The sequence below is a fragment of the Anaeromyxobacter sp. SG17 genome, from assembly GCF_022690695.1.
GTDB lineage: Bacteria > Myxococcota > Myxococcia > Myxococcales > Anaeromyxobacteraceae > Anaeromyxobacter > Anaeromyxobacter soli.
Map to the genome: position 1 here is coordinate 1 of NZ_JALCYX010000091.1, position 14,938 is coordinate 14,938.

The window sequence follows — 14,938 nt, forward strand, 5'->3', positions numbered from 1 at the left end:
GGGGATGAGCGGGCGCGGCGCGGCGGCCGCCGAGGCCGCGACCGCCGCCTTGCCCTCCACGAGCTCCCGGACCTTGTTGATGAGCGCCTGGCTCTCGAACGGCTTCGCGACGTGTCCGTCGGCGCGAGCGCTGCGGGCGCGCGCCTCGTCGAACGCCTCGAACGTGCCGGCGAGCAGCACCACGGGGATGTGCGCGAGCGCCGGGTCGGCCTTCACCGCCTCGCACACCTCGTAGCCGTTCCGCTTCGGCATGACGACGTCCGCGAGGATGACGTCCGGGCGGAGCTCGCGGGCACGCGCGATCGCGTCCTCCCCGTTGCCCACGGCGACGACCTGGTAGTCCTCGTTCGCGAAGGTGATGCCCACGACCTTCTGGATCGTGATGGAGTCGTCCGCGAGGAGCAGGTTCTTGGGCATCGGCGATCCCGGGGAGCGGAGGGGGGGAAAAGACCGTAACCAGTAACGCCGCGATCGTACGAATGTCAACATTCGCGAGGCTTTACGGGCTCCTGGCGACGATCCGCGGGTGCGCACACCGGCGCCGCGAGGCCCCGCGCGGCTACATGCCGAACACCGCGTCCCAGGGCGGCCGCGTGACGTCCTCGCCGCCCTCGGCGACGCCCACGACGCGGTCGGCGACGACGCCCACACCGGCGCCCCCGGCGTCCACGAGCAGCACGGTCCGCCCCTCCGCCGACGGCGGCTCGCCGTAGAGGACGCCCACGTCCACCACCGGGTGGAGCGCCCGCGCGTGGTGGAGGAGGCCGCGGTGCGACGGCGGCGTGAGCGGGACCTTCGCGACGCGCGGCGCCTCGAGGATCTGGACGAGCATCGACAGCGGCACCGCGTAGGTGCGGCCGCCGCGGGCGAAGCGGAGCTCCCGCTCCGTCCCGGCGGAGAGGCCTCCCTCGGGCGGCGGCGGGAGCTCCTCCGCGGGCTCGAGCGGCGCGAAGCCCAGCGTCGAGACGGCGAGCTCGAGGGCGAGCTCGCCGCGCGCCACGATGGCGCCGGCGAACGGCGACGGCTGGGGGAGCGGCGTGTGCGCCGGGAGCTGGAAGACCTCCGCCTCGGCGAGGTCGACGATCCCGTGCAGCGCCTCGACGCGCAGCGCGACGCGCGCCGGCCCCTCGGTCACGAGGGCGAAGCCCGAGCCGCCCGCGGGGAGCCCGAGCACGGTCGAGACGTACGCGGTCGGGACGGGCTCGCCGCGGACGCTCACCTCTCCCGCGTCCGGCGGAACCGCGAGGATCTCGCGCACGTGCGCGAGCCGGAGCGCGAGCCGCACGCCGCCCGCCGAGAAGAGCAGCGCCTTGCGATCGGACGCGAGGGAGCGCACGGGCCTCATGATACGATGAAGGGCCATGGGACACGCCGTCCTCCTCGTCGACGACGAGCGGTTCGCGCGCACCGTGTACGCGGACTACCTCCGCGCGGCGGGCTACGACGTCGAGATCGCGGACGGCGCGGACACCGCGCTCGCCCAGCTCGCGCGGCGTCGCTTCGACGTCCTCCTCACCGACGTCATCCTCCCCGGCCCCCAGGACGGCCTCGAGCTCCTCGACGCCGCGAAGCAGCTCGACCCGGGCATCGGCGTCATCGTCATCACCGCCCTCGACAAGGTCGACCCCGCCGTCCGCGCGATGCGCGCCGGCGCGAGCGACTACCTCGTGAAGCCGGTGACGCCCGAGCAGCTCCAGGTCGCGGTGCAGCGCTGCCTGTCCATGCGCGAGGTCCTCGCCGAGAACCGCTCGCTCCGCGAGCACCTGCGGCTCTTCGAGACGGGGCAGCGCATCGCGGGCACGCTCGACCGCGACCGGCTCGTCCCGATGGCGCTCGCCGCGCTCTCCGCGCAGTGCGTGACGCCCGCCTGCGCGCTCCTCGAGCCCGCGGCGGGCGGCTGGAGCCTCGCCGGCGCGCACGGGCTCGAGCGGCGCGAGGCGGAGGCGGTGCTCGAGGCGGCGCGGCCCGCGCTCGCCCGGATCGGGCGCGAGCACGCGGTCGAGGTGCGCGCGCCCGAGGGCGTCGGGCCGGACGGGCACGACCGCGTGGTCTGCGTCCCCGTCGCCGACGAGGGCGAGGTGCTCGGCGCCGCGGCGGTGCTCGTCACGGGGCCGCTCTCGGAGGAGTGCGCCGAGGGCGCCGCGTTCCTCGCGCGCCACCTCGGCCTCGCGCTCACGAACCTCGGCCGCCTGCGCAAGGTCGAGCACCTCGCGTACCTCGACGACCTCACCCACCTCTACAACACGCGCTACCTCGAGGTGGCGCTCCAGCGCGAGCTCGGCGGCGGGCGGGCCTTCTCGGTCCTGTTCATGGACCTCGACCACTTCAAGGCCGTGAACGACCAGCACGGGCATCTCTCCGGCTCGCGCCTGCTCGTCGAGGTCGGGCGCGTCCTGCGCGCGTGCGTGCGCGAGGAGGACGTCGTCGTCCGCTACGGCGGCGACGAGTACGTCGTCATCCTCGCCGGCATCGACTCGGGCGGCGCGCTCAAGGTCGCCGAGCGCATCCGCCGCGCGATCGAGGACCACCGCTTCCTCTCCCACGAGGGGCAGCGCGTCCGCGTCACGGCCTCGATCGGCCTCGCGAGCTTCCCGGAGCACGCGTCCGCGAAGGCCGAGCTGCTCGACCTCGCCGACCGCGCGATGTACCGCGGGAAGCGCTCGAACCGGAACGTCGTGTACATCGCCTCGAAGGACCTGCCGCCCGTCCCCGCGGGCGAGCGCGAGCGGGCGTAGCAGCCCTCCCGAGAAACACACGGGGCCGAGAGCTCTCGCCCTCGGCCCCGCTGACGACGACACCCAGTTTCCGCCCGGCAGAGCGCGTAGTAACGGTTGCCCTCGTCATCCGGGGCGCGGCCTCTCTCCCGACGCCGCGTCCCGTATTCGCGGTACATACCTGGTCCGTGACGGACCGTCAATGCGCCGCGCGTCACCCGAGCGAATCCGCGAGGTTGCGGCAGCTTTAATAATCCATGTCCTCCATCCCACCCATCCCGCCCCCGGGCGCGGCCGCGGACTTCTTCTTGGGCTTCTCGGCCACCATCGCCTCGGTCGTGAGGAGCAGGCTCGCGACCGACGAGGCGTTCTGGAGGGCGGTGCGGGAGACCTTGGTCGGGTCGATGACGCCCGCCTTCACGAGGTCCTCGAACACCTCGGTCGCCGCGTTGAAGCCGTGGGCGCCCTTGCCGTCGTTGATCTTCGCGACCACCACGGCGCCGTCCCAGCCGGCGTTCTCGGCGATGCGGCGGGCCGGGTACTCGAGCGCCTTCTGGACGATGGCCACGCCGAAGCGCTGATCGCCCTCGGGGACGCTGAGCTTCTTCAGCGCCTGGAGCGAGCGGAGGTACGCGACGCCGCCGCCGGGGACGATGCCCTCCTCGACGGCCGCGCGGGTCGCGTGCAGCGCGTCCTCGACGCGGGCCTTCTTCTCCTTCATCTCCGTCTCGGTCGCCGCGCCGACGTTGATCACCGCCACGCCACCGACGAGCTTCGCGAGCCGCTCCTGGAGCTTCTCGCGGTCGTAGTCGGAGGTGGTCTCCTCGATCTGCGCGCGGATCTGCTTGATGCGCGCCTCGATGTCCGCGCGCTTCCCCTCGCCGTCCACGATCGTGGTGTTGTCCTTGTCGATCGTGATGCGCTTCGCCCGCCCGAGGTCCTTGAGCCCGAGCTGCTCGAGCTTGATGCCGAGCTCCTCGGCCACGACGTTGCCCCCGGTGAGCGTCGCGATGTCCTTCAGCATCTCCTTGCGGCGATCGCCGAAGCCGGGCGCCTTCACCGCGGCCACGTGCAGCGTGCCGCGCAGCTTGTTCACGACGAGCGTCGCGAGCGCCTCGCCCTCGACGTCCTCGGCGACGATGAGGAGCGGCTTGCCGGAGCGGGCGACCTGCTCCAGCACGGGGATGAGGTCCGCCATCGCCGAGATCTTCTTCTCGGTGATGAGGATGTACGGGTCCTCGAGCACGGCCTCCATGCGATCCGGGTTCGTGACGAAGTAGGGCGAGGCGTAGCCGCGGTCGAACTGCATGCCCTCGACCACCTCGAGCGTCGTCTCGAGGCCCTTCGCCTCCTCGACGGTGATGACGCCCTCCTTGCCCACCTTCTCCATCGCCTCCGCGATGATGTTGCCGATCGTCTCGTCCCCGTTCGCCGAGATGGTGCCGACCTGGGCGATGTCCTTCTTGCCCTGCGTGGGCTTCGAGAGCTTCTTGAGCTCGGCGACGATGACCTCGACGGCGCGGTCGATGCCGCGCTTCAGATCCATGGGGTTGTGGCCGGCGGCGACGAGCTTCAGGCCCTCCTCGTAGATCGCGCGCGCGAGCACGGTCGCGGTGGTGGTGCCGTCGCCCGCCTTGTCGGAGGTCTGGGACGCGACCTCGCGGACCATCTGCGCGCCCATGTTCTCGAACTTGGGCTCGACCTCGATCTCCTTCGCGACGGTGACGCCGTCCTTGGTGATGGTCGGAGAGCCGAAGCTCTTCTCGATGACGACGTTGCGGCCCTTCGGGCCGAGCGTCACCGCGACCGCCTCGGCGAGCGTCTGGACGCCGCGGAGGATGGCCTCGCGGGCCCCCTGGTGGAATGCGATCTCCTTGGCCGGCATGGGCGAAGGCTCCTTTGTCGAAAATCCGTGTGGTTTCGCTGAATTCACCCGGTCTGCGCGCTGGCAGTCGCCCCGGGCGGCCGCTAAGATAACCGTGAGCGGACCTCGGTCAAGCGGGCTCCCGGGCCCCGTCGTCGACCGCTCTCCGGGTGAACACGCGCCATCCCCACGCGGGGGATCCCGGTTTGACAGGCGGCCGCCCGGCCGTTACTGCCGCGCCCGTGAGCCACCGCCGAGAGGAGCGCTGACATGTCCCCTGCCCGCCCGGATCCCGGGGAGGCGCTCGTCGAGGCCGCCGGCGACGCCTTCGAGGACGGCCGCTTCGAGGACGCCCTCGCGCGCGCCGAGGAGGCGCTGCGCGCGTCGCCGCGGTCGGTCGCCGCGCTGCAGTACCGCGCCGCCGCCCTCGCGGAGCTCGGGCGCGCGGAGGACGCCCGCGAGGCGTACGAGGCGGCGCTCGCGGTGGGCAAGGACGACCTCGACCTGCTCCTCGGCGCGGCCGACTTCCACGTGAACGGCGGCGGCGAGGACGACGGCGACCGCGCCCGCGTCGAGCGCGGCCTCGAGCTCGCCCGGCGGGGAGCGCGGCTCGCGCGGAAGGCGGGCGAGGCCGCGCTGGTGGGCGAGTTCGCCTGGCTCGAGGGCGCGGGGCTGAGTCAGCTCGGCGAGTCGCGCGCGGCGCTCGAGAAGCTGGCCGAGGCGGAGGCGGCGCTCCCCGACGCGATCGAGGTGAAGGTCGAGCAGGGGTTCGCGCTGTACGAGCTCTGCCGGTTCGACGAGGCGCGCGCCGCGCTCCTCCGAGCAGAGGCCCTCGATCCGGACGAGCCCTGGACGCAGCACCACCTCGGCCTCGTCGCCGAGCGGCAGGGCGCGCCCGACGAGGCGCGGCGCCGGTTCGCCCGCGCGCGGAGGCTCGACCCGGAGGGCTTCCCCGAGCCGATCGCGCTCTCGCCGCGCGCGTTCGACGAGGCGGTCGAGGCCGCGCTCGCCTCGATCCCGGAGCAGGTCCGGCGCTACCTCTCGAACGTCGCGATCACGGTCGAGGACCTCCCCGCCGACGACGACCTCCGCGCCTCCGACCCGCCCCTCTCGCCCGCCATCCTCGGCCTCTTCCGCGGCGCGCCCTACGGCCAGAAGGTCTCGATGGATCCCTGGAGCCACCTGCCCTCGGCCATCGTGCTCTTCCAGAAGAACCTCGAGCGGTTCGCGCGCAGCCGCGACGAGCTCATCGAGGAGATCGGCGTGACGCTCGTCCATGAGGTCGGGCACTTCCTCGGCCTCGACGAGGACGAGCTGTGGGCGCGCGGGCTGGATTGATCTGACGGGGGCGGGGCCCGTGAACGGTCGCGCCCGCTTCGCGGGTTCGCGACCGTTCCCCGCCGGGAGGGACTCGCGTCCCTCCCCGTCGCTTCGCGACGGGGCCCCTCCCTGCGGGCCCCGCCCCGGCGAGCGAAGCTCGCCATACGGGCTCGGGCCTAGCGGCGGCTCTCGAGCGCGCCCGGCCCCTCGAGGTCGAACAGCTGGATGGGGCTCCTCCGCGAGCCCCACAGCCCCGCGCCGACCTGGAAGAAGTGGCGCCCGAGCCGGCTGCGGTACCAGGCCCCGCTCCGCACGTGGATCTGCGTGTCCGACTTCTCGAGGTCCAGGATCGGGAGGTCGCTCCGCGTGACGGCCTCGAGGTAGAGCAGCCCGCGGGACATGCGGCCGATGTTGTCGAGCGCGCGCTCGGCCGCCGCGTCGTCGAGGTACTGCAGCACGCTGTGGCAGACGACGAGGTCGAACCGCTCCCGGGCGCGCCAGCGGGAGATGTCGCGCAGCTCGTGGCCGTAGCGCTCGCAGGCGTACGGCGAGACCTCGATGGACCGGTACCTCACCTCGGGCCGGTGGCGGCGGAACCAGCTGCGCCACAGCCCCGTCCCGGCGCCCACGTCGAGCACGGAGCGGAGCTCCACGCCGAGCCACGCGGCGAGGCCGTCCACGCCCGCCGCCAGGCGCGCGATCTCGCTCGCGGAGTGGGTCTTTCCTGGCCCGCCGTAGAACCGGCGGTAGTAGCGGGCGTCGAAGCGCATGGGCGCGGGCATGGGGCCGGTACTTAACCCGCGCCGCGGCGCGCGATCCAGCGCCGCGCCGCGTCCCCCTCGCGCGAGCGCGCCCGCTCCGGCGCTCGGGACGCCGTCACTCGCCCTCGGCCGCCGGCGTCGCCGGCCAGAACGGCTCGCCGAGCGCGGAGGGGTAGATCGTCACGTCCCGCCCGATCCGGACCATGACCTTCCCGTCGCGCGGGAACTCCGCGAAGTCCGCCTGACGGTTCTCGCCGCCCGAGAGGTAGACGAGGTCCTCGGCGCCGGTGTTGCGGAGATTGTGCGGGTGGCTGCCCGCCGGGAAGCCGAGGAAGTCGCCCGGGCCGATCTCGAACGTCTCGTCGCCGATGTCCACCACGCCCTTGCCGGACAGGACGAAGGCGAACTCCTCCTCCCGCAGGTGGCGATGGAAGACGAAAGACTCCTTGCCGGCGGGGACGCGCAGCAGGTTCACGCCGATGCGGGTGAGCCCGGTCTTCCGGCCGAGCATGTAGCCGTGGATCTCAGACCTCGGGTTCCAGGGGTGACGGGCGGCCTCTTCCTGGAGCCGGGCGCGATCGGCGGCGCGGACGAGCAGGTCCCGCGGCGGCGGCAGCGGCGTGTTCTCGGACATGGCGCACCTCCCGCGTCGAGCCTACGCTCGACCGGTCGCGCGGGCGCTGCTCCGGGAAGGGGAGCCGCCAGGGGGTGCGACGGCGAGTCCGCCTGGGTCAGCCGCGCGGCCGCGCCTCGAGCGCCTTGCGCGCCTTCCACGCGTCGATCGCGGCGCGGATGCGCGGCACCGCCTCGCGCCCGGCCTGGATGCCGGCGAGCATGCAGTCCTTCTTCTTCGTGAAGTCGAGCATGCCCACGCCGCCCACCTTCGGCTGGACGAGCACGTCCGCGCCCTGCCGCCGGAACCCGACGTTCACGGCGAACATGATGTCGGACGCCTGGAGGATGACGTCCACGACGTTCTTGATGTTCGTGTTCCCGACGTCGGCCCCGATGTCCACCGCGATGACGAGGTCCGCTCCCTTCGCCTTCGCCACGTCGATGGGGATGTTGTCCACGACGCCGCCGTCCACGAGGAGCTTGCCCTGGTGCTCCACCGGCTCGAACACGCCGGGGATGGCCGAGGACGCCCGCACCGCGCGCGCCACGGAGCCCTTGTCGAGCACCACGGTCTGGCCCCAGTTCAGGTCGGCGGCCACGGCCGCGAAGGGGACGCGGAGCTGCTCGATATCCCGCTGCTTCACGCTCTCGCGGACGAACCGCTCGAGCTTCTCGCCCTTCGCGTAGCCCATCCCGACGACGGCGTTCACGAGGCCGAAGTCGAAGAGGTCGTCCCGCTCCAGCCTGAACGCGGTCCACTCGAGCTCGAAGCTGTCCTTGTGGCTCGCGTAGAGCGCGCCGATGAGGCTCCCGACGCTCGTCCCGACGACGAGGTCCACCGGGATGCGCTCCTGCTCGAGGACGCGGATCACGCCGATGTGGGCGAAGCCGCGCGCGGCGCCTCCGCCGAGGACGAGCGCGATGCGCGGCTCGGGGACCTTGGGCGACGGGGGGATCGCGACGAGCGGGGGCTGGCGCTCGGTGACGAGCGCGGGCGGGGCCGCGGTGCGGCAGGCGGCGAGGAGCAGGACGGCGGTGGCGAGGAGGCGGCGCATGCCGGTGAAACATAGCGGATCGGCGGGAAAATTGACCCCTTCCGGACGATATCGCATCGTCCCCTCGAATGCCCCCGGTCATCGAGTCGATGGAGCTGGCGCAGGTCGTCGCCGAGGCCGCGGACATCGCGGCGAGCGTCAACCAGAAGCTCACCAGCGCTCACCAGCTCCTCGCCTTCTTCACCGTCCCGAACCGGGCGGAGATCCTCCTCAAGGAGCGCGGCATCGACGAGGACCGGATCCTCGCGGCGATGACCGGGAAGCCCAAGGAGGCGGAGGGCGTCCTGCGCGACCTGCGCGAGCGGTCGCGCGAGGTCGCGGAGTCGGTCGGCGCGGAGGAGGTCGACTGCCTGCACCTCCTCATCGCCATGGGCCGGGTCCGCGCGAGCGCCGCCCACCAGCTCCTCGGCGCGTGCGGGCTCCAGCTCTCGACCCTGCGGAACGTCGCCCTCTCCTACTTCACTGCGCGCATGCCCCGCCGGCTCCGCGAGCTGCAGCCGGTGCAGGTGCGCCCGGCGCAGCCGGTCGTCCCGCCGCGGCGGAGCGAGGCGCGCGGCCGGACGGCGGATCCGAGGCGAGACGGCGAGCTCGAGGCCGACCTCGAGCAGGCCCTCGGGAACGCGACCCCGACGTCCGCCTCGACCCCCGCCCCGACCTCGACCCCCACCACCCCGACCTCGACCTCGACCCAGACCTCGACCTCGAGCCGTGCCCCCTCCGCTCCCCGCGCCCGCCGCTCCCCCCACGCCCTCGACCCCAAGGAGTTCCCCTGGCTCGCGCAGCTCGGGCGGAACCTGACCGAGCTCGCCGCCTCGGGGCGGCTCGATCCGCTCGTCGGCCGCGAGCAGGAGGTCGAGGAGGCGATCGACGTCCTCGGCAAGCGCCGCACGAACAACCCGCTCCTCGTCGGCGAGCCCGGCGTCGGCAAGACGGCCATCGTCGAGGGGATCGCGCAGCGGCTGCTCGCGAGCGCGCGCGACCGCGTGGTCGTCGAGATCGACATGGCGAGCGTGGTGGCCGGGACGCAGCTCCGCGGCGCGTTCTCGGAGAAGCTCCTCGGGATCCAGGAGGAGGTGCGCCGCGCGGCGGGCCGGGTGGTCGTCTTCATCGACGAGATCCACACGCTCATGGGCGCGGGCGCGACGGGCGAGGGGCCGCAGGACGCGGCGAACGAGCTCAAGGCGGCGCTCGGGCGCGGCGAGTTCCCCTGCATCGGGGCCACCACCCACGACGAGTACCGCCAGCACATCGAGAAGGACCCCGCGCTCGAGCGCCGCTTCACGCCGGTGCTCGTGCGCGAGCCGTCCATCGCCGACACGGTCACGATCCTGCGCGGGCTCGCGCCGCGCTACGAGAAGCACCACCGCGTGCGCTTCGCGGAGGGCGCGCTCGAGGCGGCCGCCTCGCTCTCGGCGCGCTACGTCACGGATCGCTTCCTGCCCGACAAGGCGGTCGCCGCGCTCGACCTCGCTGGCTCCCGCGCCTCGCGCGCGGGCGCGGCCGAGGTGGACGCCGCGGACGTCGCCCGCACCGTCGCGAAGATGGCGGGCATCCCCGAGTCGCGGCTGCTCGCCTCCGACCGCGAGCGGATCCTCGGGCTCGAGGCGGCCCTCCGCGCGCGGGTGGTCGGCCACGCAGCCGCCATCGCTCGCGTCGCGGCGGTGCTGAAGCGGAACTTCGCGGGCTTCGCGACCCGCCGGCCCATGGGCTCGTTCCTCTTCCTCGGACCGACCGGCGTCGGGAAGACCGAGCTCGCCCGCGCCCTCGCCGACGCGCTCTACGGGGCGCGCGACGCGCTCGTCCAGCTCGACATGAGCGAGTGCGCCGAGACCACCGGGGTCGCCCGGCTCGTGGGCGCCGCGCCCGGGTACGTCGGCTACGGCGAGGGCGGCCAGCTCACCGACGCCGTCCGCCGCAGGCCGGCCTCGGTCGTCGTGCTCGACGAGATCGAGAAGGCGCACCGCGACGTGCAGATGCTGCTCCTGCAGATCCTCGAGGAGGGGCGGCTCACCGACGGCCGCGGCCGCCAGGTCGACTTCTCGAACACCGTCGTCATCCTCACCTCGAACCTCGGCGCCGAGGAGGCGACGCGCACCTCCGCCGGCGCGATGGGGTTCGGCGCCGCCGAGCGCGTCCTCCCCCGCGAGGACCGCGTCCTCCAGGCCGCCCGCGGCGCCGTGCCGGCGGAGCTCTGGAACCGGCTCGACGAGCGCGTCTCGTTCTCGGCGCTCTCGCGCGCCGACGTGGCCGAGGTCGCGCGGCTCCTGCTCGCCGACTCCTCCCGCCGGCTCGAGGCGGAGCGGAAGATCCGCTTCGCGGCGACCGACGAGGCGATCGCGTTCCTCGTCGAGAACGGCGGCTTCGACGCCGCGCTCGGCGCGCGCCCGATGCGCGGCGCCATCCAGCGGCACGTCGAGGCGCCGCTCGCCGAGAAGATCCTCGCCGGCGAGCTCGCGCCGGGCGACGTCGCGCTCGTGGACGCCGGCAGCGGCGCGCTCAGGATCTCGCGCGCGCCGCGCCGCTGACCGTCAGCGCCCCGGCCCCGCCTCCGCCGCCGCCCGCGCGCCGCCGCACGTAGACGGTCTTCTCCACCTCCGCGCAGACGGTCCCCTGCCCGTCCACGAGCTCGACCCTGTAGACCCGGTCCACCGAGCGCTCCGTCTCGAGCGCGCCCCGGATCGCGTCGGTCTCCTCGACCGGCAGCCTGAACGTCGCGCGCAGCGTCGACCGTCCCGGCCGGAGGAAGCGGATCGTGGCCGCCTTGTCCCAGACGACGTGGCCCGCGCCCAGGCAGCGGATGAGCATCAGCATGTAGACGGGGTCGACCGCCCCGTACATCGACCCCCCGAAGATCGTCCCCACGTAGTTGCGCGTCCGGCGCGAGAGCGGGAGCTCCACCCGCACCTCCCGCCAGTCGTGCGCGATGAACGCCACCCGCGCGCCCGTCCCGCGGTAGGCGGGGAAGAGGTTGAAGCCGTACCGCTGCAGGCGCGTGCGGAGGGACTCGGGCATGGACGGAGTTTGACCGCGCGCCGGCCCGCCGCAACACTCCAGGCGTGAACACCGCCCCGCCTCCGGGCGCGCCGGGCCTCGAGGTCGGAGGCGTCCTCTCGTCGCCGGTGGAGCGGCGGCGGGGTGGCTCGCGGCCCTGGCGCGCGAGCGCGGAGCCGTCGATCGGGTCGCGTCACGAGCCGTGCGATGGCGCCGCGAGCCGGGGTCACGACGACCGAGCAGCGGAGGAGTCTGACCGGCGCGGCCAGCCAGCGTGAGCCGCCGTCGCGATTGAATCGATGGGCCGCCGCCTCGGGGGGGCGACGATTGACTCCCGTCTGCGCCGGGCGTATCGTCACCATCATGAGAATGAATCTCATTATCGGTGAGGGCCGCTCGAGCTCTCCCGCCCGCGCCCTGCTCCGCGAGGCGCAGCGGGAGGGCGCCGCCACGGCCGGGTCCGCCGGGCAAGGGGGTCGGTCCCCGCGCCCGAATGCGTCGCGCCGCATCTGGGAGGTGGATCCGGCGGACCTCGCCCTCGCCACCGGCGTGCTCCTCCGCCGGGAGGACGTGGAGCACGTCCTCGAGCGGATCGACCACCGAGAGCACGCGGGAGACCGAGAGGACGCGCTGCGCGTGCGCCTGCTCGTGGGATGCACCGTGCCCTGCGCCCTCGCGGAGGCGGTCGAGCACCTCCTCGAGGGCCGGACGCAGGACGTCGAGGCCAGCCTCGCGCGCTGCCCGATGATGCAGATCGCCGAGTGGTGGTCGCGAGAGCGCGATCACCTGAGCGGCGAGGAGCTCGCCGCGCTCCTGTGGCGCCTCGCGTGCGATCCGCGGCCGCAGCTGGAGCCGCTTTTGTCCCGCGTCGGCGGACACCTTCGCCTCCGCGCGCTGCAGCTCCTGCGCGAGGAGCCGGGATCCCGCAGCCGATCGGGCGAGGTGCGCGTCCCCGCCCTGCCGTGGCGGGGCGCCACGCCGACCTCGACGCGACCGCCTCCCGTCGACCCGCCCCCGGCCCAGGCCGGATGAGGGCGAGCGGGCGCCACGAGCGGTCGGAACCCGTCGCGCCGCACGCCGGGCGGGCGACGCGCCCCCTCGTGCCGCTGCCGGGGCCGTTCGGTGTCCATCGGAGCGCGGGATCGCGGACGAGGTGAAGCCGTCGTCCCCCGCTTCCTCAACGGTACAATCCGGTCCGCTCGACGTACTCCCGCACGCTCCTCGCCACGAGGCCGGACACGTCCTCGCCGCGCGCGATCCGCTCGCGGACGAGCGTGGACGAGATGGCCGGCAGCGTCGGCGCGCCTGCGACCGGCGGGTAGCCCTCGCGCCCGACGACCACGACGCGGGCGAGCTCCTGGACGCGGTCCCAGCGGTACCACTTGTCCGTGTCCGGCAGGATGTCCGCGCCGACGACCAGCGTGAAGCGGTGGTCGGGGTGCTTCGCCTGGAGGTGCTCGAGCGTGCGCGCGGTCTTCCCGACGAGGGGATCGGCCGCGAGCTCGGCCTCGGCGGTGCACACGCCCACGCCGCGGATCGCGCGCGCGGCGAGCTCGCACATGCGGACGCGGTCCTCGAACGGCGCGAGCGCCTTGCCGAAGGGGTGGCGGAACGCGGGGAGGAGCCAGACCTCCGAGACGTCCTGCGTCGCGAGCGCCCAGTAGGCGGCCATGAGGTGCGCGACGTGGGGCGGGTTGAACGAGCCGCCGAGGATCGCGACCGCCCTGCCCTCGCCCGCGCGCGCCCGCGCCCCGCCCGGCGGCCGCCGCGCCATCACTTCACCGACATCCGGCCCTGCGCCGCCGGGGCGCAGCGCTCCGTGCGCAGCTCCGCGCCGTCCGCCGAGTAGACCGTGAGGACGACCTCGCGATCGCTGAGCTCGACCAGGCCGAACGTGGGAGGCGCGTCCGCGGGGGCCTCGCCGCGCAGGTGCCCCGGGGTCACGAAGCAGCGCGGGCCGATCTGCACGATCGCGGCGCGCGCGCTGTTCCCGTGGAAGAACATCGAGGCGTTCGCGATGTCGTCGCGGGAGAGGTCCGCCTTGTCGTGCACGAGGCAGCAGATGCGGCCCTCGACGAGGTCGACGTGCGTCGTGGGCGCCTCGCCGCTCGCCGCCTCCGGGCAGGCGCGGCTCGCGACGCGCACGATGCGCGCGGCGAGCGGGTCGGGCGTCCCGCGGCGGCGCCGGGCGAGGACGCCGTCCACGTCGGAGTGGCGCCCGCCGAGGAAGAACACCTGATCGGCGTCGGCGCGCTCGAAGCGCTCGAAGGCGCGGAGGAGCGCGTCGAGGTTTCCGTGCGTGTCGCTCGCGAGCCCGATCCTCAAGTCACCCTCCTCGCCCGTCCCTCCGTCCCGGCAGCGGAGCCTACCTCAGCCCGCGTAGCGGAGGTAGGCCGCGCGGCGGCGCGCGAACGCCCGCTCCTCGGGGGCGTACGCGCGCGCGAGCTCCGCGACGGTGGCGCCCGCCTCGAGGCCCTCGCGCTCGCGCGCGGACCCGCAGAGCAGGTCGAACGCGGGCACGTCGGCGACGAACTCGTAGGGCTCGGTGCGCCAGGCGAACCGCGCCGGGTCCTGCGCCCGCGCGTGGAGCACGCAGGCGAGCCCGGCCCGGAACGCCTGGAAGCGCGCGGCGTCGGTCACGAACAGCTCGACGCCGTGGCAGCGGACCCCCGCGTGCTTGTCCCAGGTCGGGACGAAGCTCGCCGGCCTGAAGCGGACGCCGGGGAGGCGCTCGCGCGCGAGGTCCTCGGCGAGCCGGTGCGCGTCGAGCCACGGCGCGCCGAACAGCTCGAACGGACGGGTCGTGCCGCGCGCCTCGGAGAGGTTCGTGCCCTCGAGGAGGCACATCCCGGGGTAGACGAGCGCGGTCTCCGGCGTCGGCATGTTCGGCGACGGGAACACCCACGGCAGTCCGGTCTCGCGGAACTCCACGCCGCGCCGCCAACCCTCGCAGGCGACGATCTCGAGATCGAGGTCGAGCTTCCGCTCGGCGCGGAACAGGAGCGCCAGCTCGCCGATCGTCATGCCGTGGCGCGGCGCGAGATCGTGCAGGCCGCAGAAGCTCTCGAAGCCCGGGGCGAGCCGCGGCCCTTCGACGAGGACGCCGCCGATCGGGTTGGGGCGGTCGAGGACGACGAACGGCACGCGCCCGTCGGCCGCCGCCTCCATGCAGAGCATCATGGTCGCCTGGTACGTGTAGTAGCGGGCGCCCACGTCCTGGATGTCGAACACGAGCGCGTCGAGCCCCTCGAGCGCCTCCGGCGAGGGCTTGAGCGAGCTCGTCGTCTCGCCGTAGAGCGAGTGGACCGCCACCCCCGTGCGCGCGTCGCGCTCGCCGCCCACGGCCGCCATGTACTGCGCGTCGCCGCGGACGCCGTGCTCGGGTCCGAACAGGGCGGCGAGCTCGACGCCCGGCGCGCCGTGGAGGAGGTCCGCGGCGTGGACGAGCTCGGCCGTGACCGCGGTGGGGTTGCACACGAGCCCGACGCGCCGGCCCCGGAGCTGCCGGAACCGGCTGCGCGCGAGCACGTCGAGGCCGGAGCGGACCCGCGCGTCGCCCCCGCGAGCGGGCCGGGCGGCGGCGCGGCGCGGCGCGGCGGCGGTGCGGCGGGGCGGGGC

14 protein-coding genes are annotated in these 14,938 nt (G+C 74.1%); 4 read left to right on the forward strand and 10 right to left on the reverse strand.

The window, feature by feature from the left end; genetic code table 11:
- The coding region (locus tag MNY60_RS21090; RefSeq protein WP_242361788.1) for a response regulator at positions 1-417 on the reverse strand (417 nt) is incomplete at its 3' end.
- Positions 418-559: 142 nt separating this feature from the next.
- Positions 560-1,336 carry a chemotaxis protein CheW gene (locus MNY60_RS21095; RefSeq protein WP_242340865.1) on the reverse strand — a complete coding sequence of 259 codons (777 nt, stop codon included), beginning with the start codon at positions 1,334-1,336 and terminating at the stop codon, positions 560-562.
- Between the two features lie 25 nt (positions 1,337-1,361).
- Between MNY60_RS21095 and MNY60_RS21100 the strand changes: the two genes are divergently transcribed.
- Complete coding sequence (locus tag MNY60_RS21100; RefSeq protein ID WP_242340866.1) at positions 1,362-2,735, forward strand: diguanylate cyclase; 1,374 nt, start codon at positions 1,362-1,364, stop codon at positions 2,733-2,735.
- Positions 2,736-2,961: 226 nt separating this feature from the next.
- On the opposite strand, the gene groL is transcribed toward MNY60_RS21100, so the two are convergent.
- Positions 2,962-4,599, reverse strand: coding sequence for a chaperonin GroEL (groL, locus tag MNY60_RS21105; RefSeq protein ID WP_242340867.1), 1,638 nt, complete (start codon positions 4,597-4,599; stop codon positions 2,962-2,964).
- 249 nt (positions 4,600-4,848) lie between these two features.
- Between groL and MNY60_RS21110 the strand changes: the two genes are divergently transcribed.
- Positions 4,849-5,916, forward strand: coding sequence for a metallopeptidase family protein (locus tag MNY60_RS21110; protein ID WP_242361790.1), 1,068 nt, complete (start codon positions 4,849-4,851; stop codon positions 5,914-5,916).
- A gap of 158 nt (positions 5,917-6,074) precedes the next feature.
- Here the strand turns inward: MNY60_RS21110 and MNY60_RS21115 are convergent, their stop codons facing one another.
- From MNY60_RS21115 to MNY60_RS21125, 3 genes are all read right to left on the reverse strand, one after another.
- A complete protein-coding gene (locus MNY60_RS21115; RefSeq protein WP_242356570.1) occupies positions 6,075-6,680 on the reverse strand; it encodes a class I SAM-dependent methyltransferase in 606 nt (201 codons plus the stop codon).
- Between the two features lie 94 nt (positions 6,681-6,774).
- Positions 6,775-7,293: a cupin domain-containing protein gene (locus MNY60_RS21120; protein WP_242361792.1), complete on the reverse strand. Its 519-nt coding sequence runs from the start codon at positions 7,291-7,293 to the stop codon at positions 6,775-6,777.
- 97 nt (positions 7,294-7,390) lie between these two features.
- Positions 7,391-8,329 (reverse strand): patatin-like phospholipase family protein, encoded by a 939-nt coding sequence (locus tag MNY60_RS21125; protein ID WP_277957128.1) that lies wholly within the window; start codon positions 8,327-8,329, stop codon positions 7,391-7,393.
- A 68-nt stretch (positions 8,330-8,397) separates the two neighbouring features.
- Between MNY60_RS21125 and MNY60_RS21130 the strand changes: the two genes are divergently transcribed.
- Positions 8,398-10,854, forward strand: a complete 2,457-nt coding sequence (locus tag MNY60_RS21130; RefSeq protein ID WP_242361794.1) for an AAA family ATPase — start codon at positions 8,398-8,400, stop codon at positions 10,852-10,854.
- On the opposite strand, the gene MNY60_RS21135 is transcribed toward MNY60_RS21130, so the two are convergent.
- Positions 10,826-11,341, reverse strand: coding sequence for a DUF4442 domain-containing protein (locus MNY60_RS21135; protein ID WP_242340871.1), 516 nt, complete (start codon positions 11,339-11,341; stop codon positions 10,826-10,828). The genes MNY60_RS21130 and MNY60_RS21135 overlap by 29 nt on opposite strands.
- A gap of 348 nt (positions 11,342-11,689) precedes the next feature.
- Here MNY60_RS21135 and MNY60_RS21140 point away from each other — a divergent pair, with 348 nt between their 5' ends.
- A complete protein-coding gene (locus MNY60_RS21140) occupies positions 11,690-12,352 on the forward strand; it encodes a hypothetical protein (RefSeq protein ID WP_242361796.1) in 663 nt (220 codons plus the stop codon).
- A gap of 145 nt (positions 12,353-12,497) precedes the next feature.
- Here the strand turns inward: MNY60_RS21140 and nadD are convergent, their stop codons facing one another.
- The 3 genes from nadD to MNY60_RS21155 all read right to left on the reverse strand — a co-directional run.
- Positions 12,498-13,094: a nicotinate (nicotinamide) nucleotide adenylyltransferase gene (gene nadD, locus MNY60_RS21145; RefSeq protein WP_242340873.1), complete on the reverse strand. Its 597-nt coding sequence runs from the start codon at positions 13,092-13,094 to the stop codon at positions 12,498-12,500.
- A complete protein-coding gene (locus MNY60_RS21150) occupies positions 13,094-13,645 on the reverse strand; it encodes a metallophosphoesterase (protein ID WP_242340874.1) in 552 nt (183 codons plus the stop codon). The genes nadD and MNY60_RS21150 overlap by 1 nt, the downstream gene beginning before the upstream one ends.
- Positions 13,646-13,690: 45 nt before the next feature.
- A partial coding sequence (locus tag MNY60_RS21155) for a DUF1343 domain-containing protein (RefSeq protein WP_277957129.1) occupies positions 13,691-14,938 on the reverse strand: 1,248 nt, incomplete at its 5' end.

Bases quoted from the DNA above. Each gene is read 5' to 3' on its own strand.
- MNY60_RS21100 (WP_242340866.1), top strand. From the start codon at position 1,362: ATGGGACACGCCGTCCTCCTCGTCGACGACGAGCGGTTCGCGCGCACC.
- MNY60_RS21125 (WP_277957128.1), bottom strand. From the start codon at position 8,329: ATGCGCCGCCTCCTCGCCACCGCCGTCCTGCTCCTCGCCGCCTGCCGC.
- groL (WP_242340867.1), bottom strand. From the start codon at position 4,599: ATGCCGGCCAAGGAGATCGCATTCCACCAGGGGGCCCGCGAGGCCATC.
- MNY60_RS21130 (WP_242361794.1), top strand. From the start codon at position 8,398: ATGCCCCCGGTCATCGAGTCGATGGAGCTGGCGCAGGTCGTCGCCGAG.
- nadD (WP_242340873.1), bottom strand. From the start codon at position 13,094: ATGGCGCGGCGGCCGCCGGGCGGGGCGCGGGCGCGCGCGGGCGAGGGC.
- MNY60_RS21120 (WP_242361792.1), bottom strand. From the start codon at position 7,293: ATGTCCGAGAACACGCCGCTGCCGCCGCCGCGGGACCTGCTCGTCCGC.
- MNY60_RS21115 (WP_242356570.1), bottom strand. From the start codon at position 6,680: ATGCCCGCGCCCATGCGCTTCGACGCCCGCTACTACCGCCGGTTCTAC.
- MNY60_RS21110 (WP_242361790.1), top strand. From the start codon at position 4,849: ATGTCCCCTGCCCGCCCGGATCCCGGGGAGGCGCTCGTCGAGGCCGCC.
- MNY60_RS21135 (WP_242340871.1), bottom strand. From the start codon at position 11,341: ATGCCCGAGTCCCTCCGCACGCGCCTGCAGCGGTACGGCTTCAACCTC.
- MNY60_RS21140 (WP_242361796.1), top strand. From the start codon at position 11,690: ATGAATCTCATTATCGGTGAGGGCCGCTCGAGCTCTCCCGCCCGCGCC.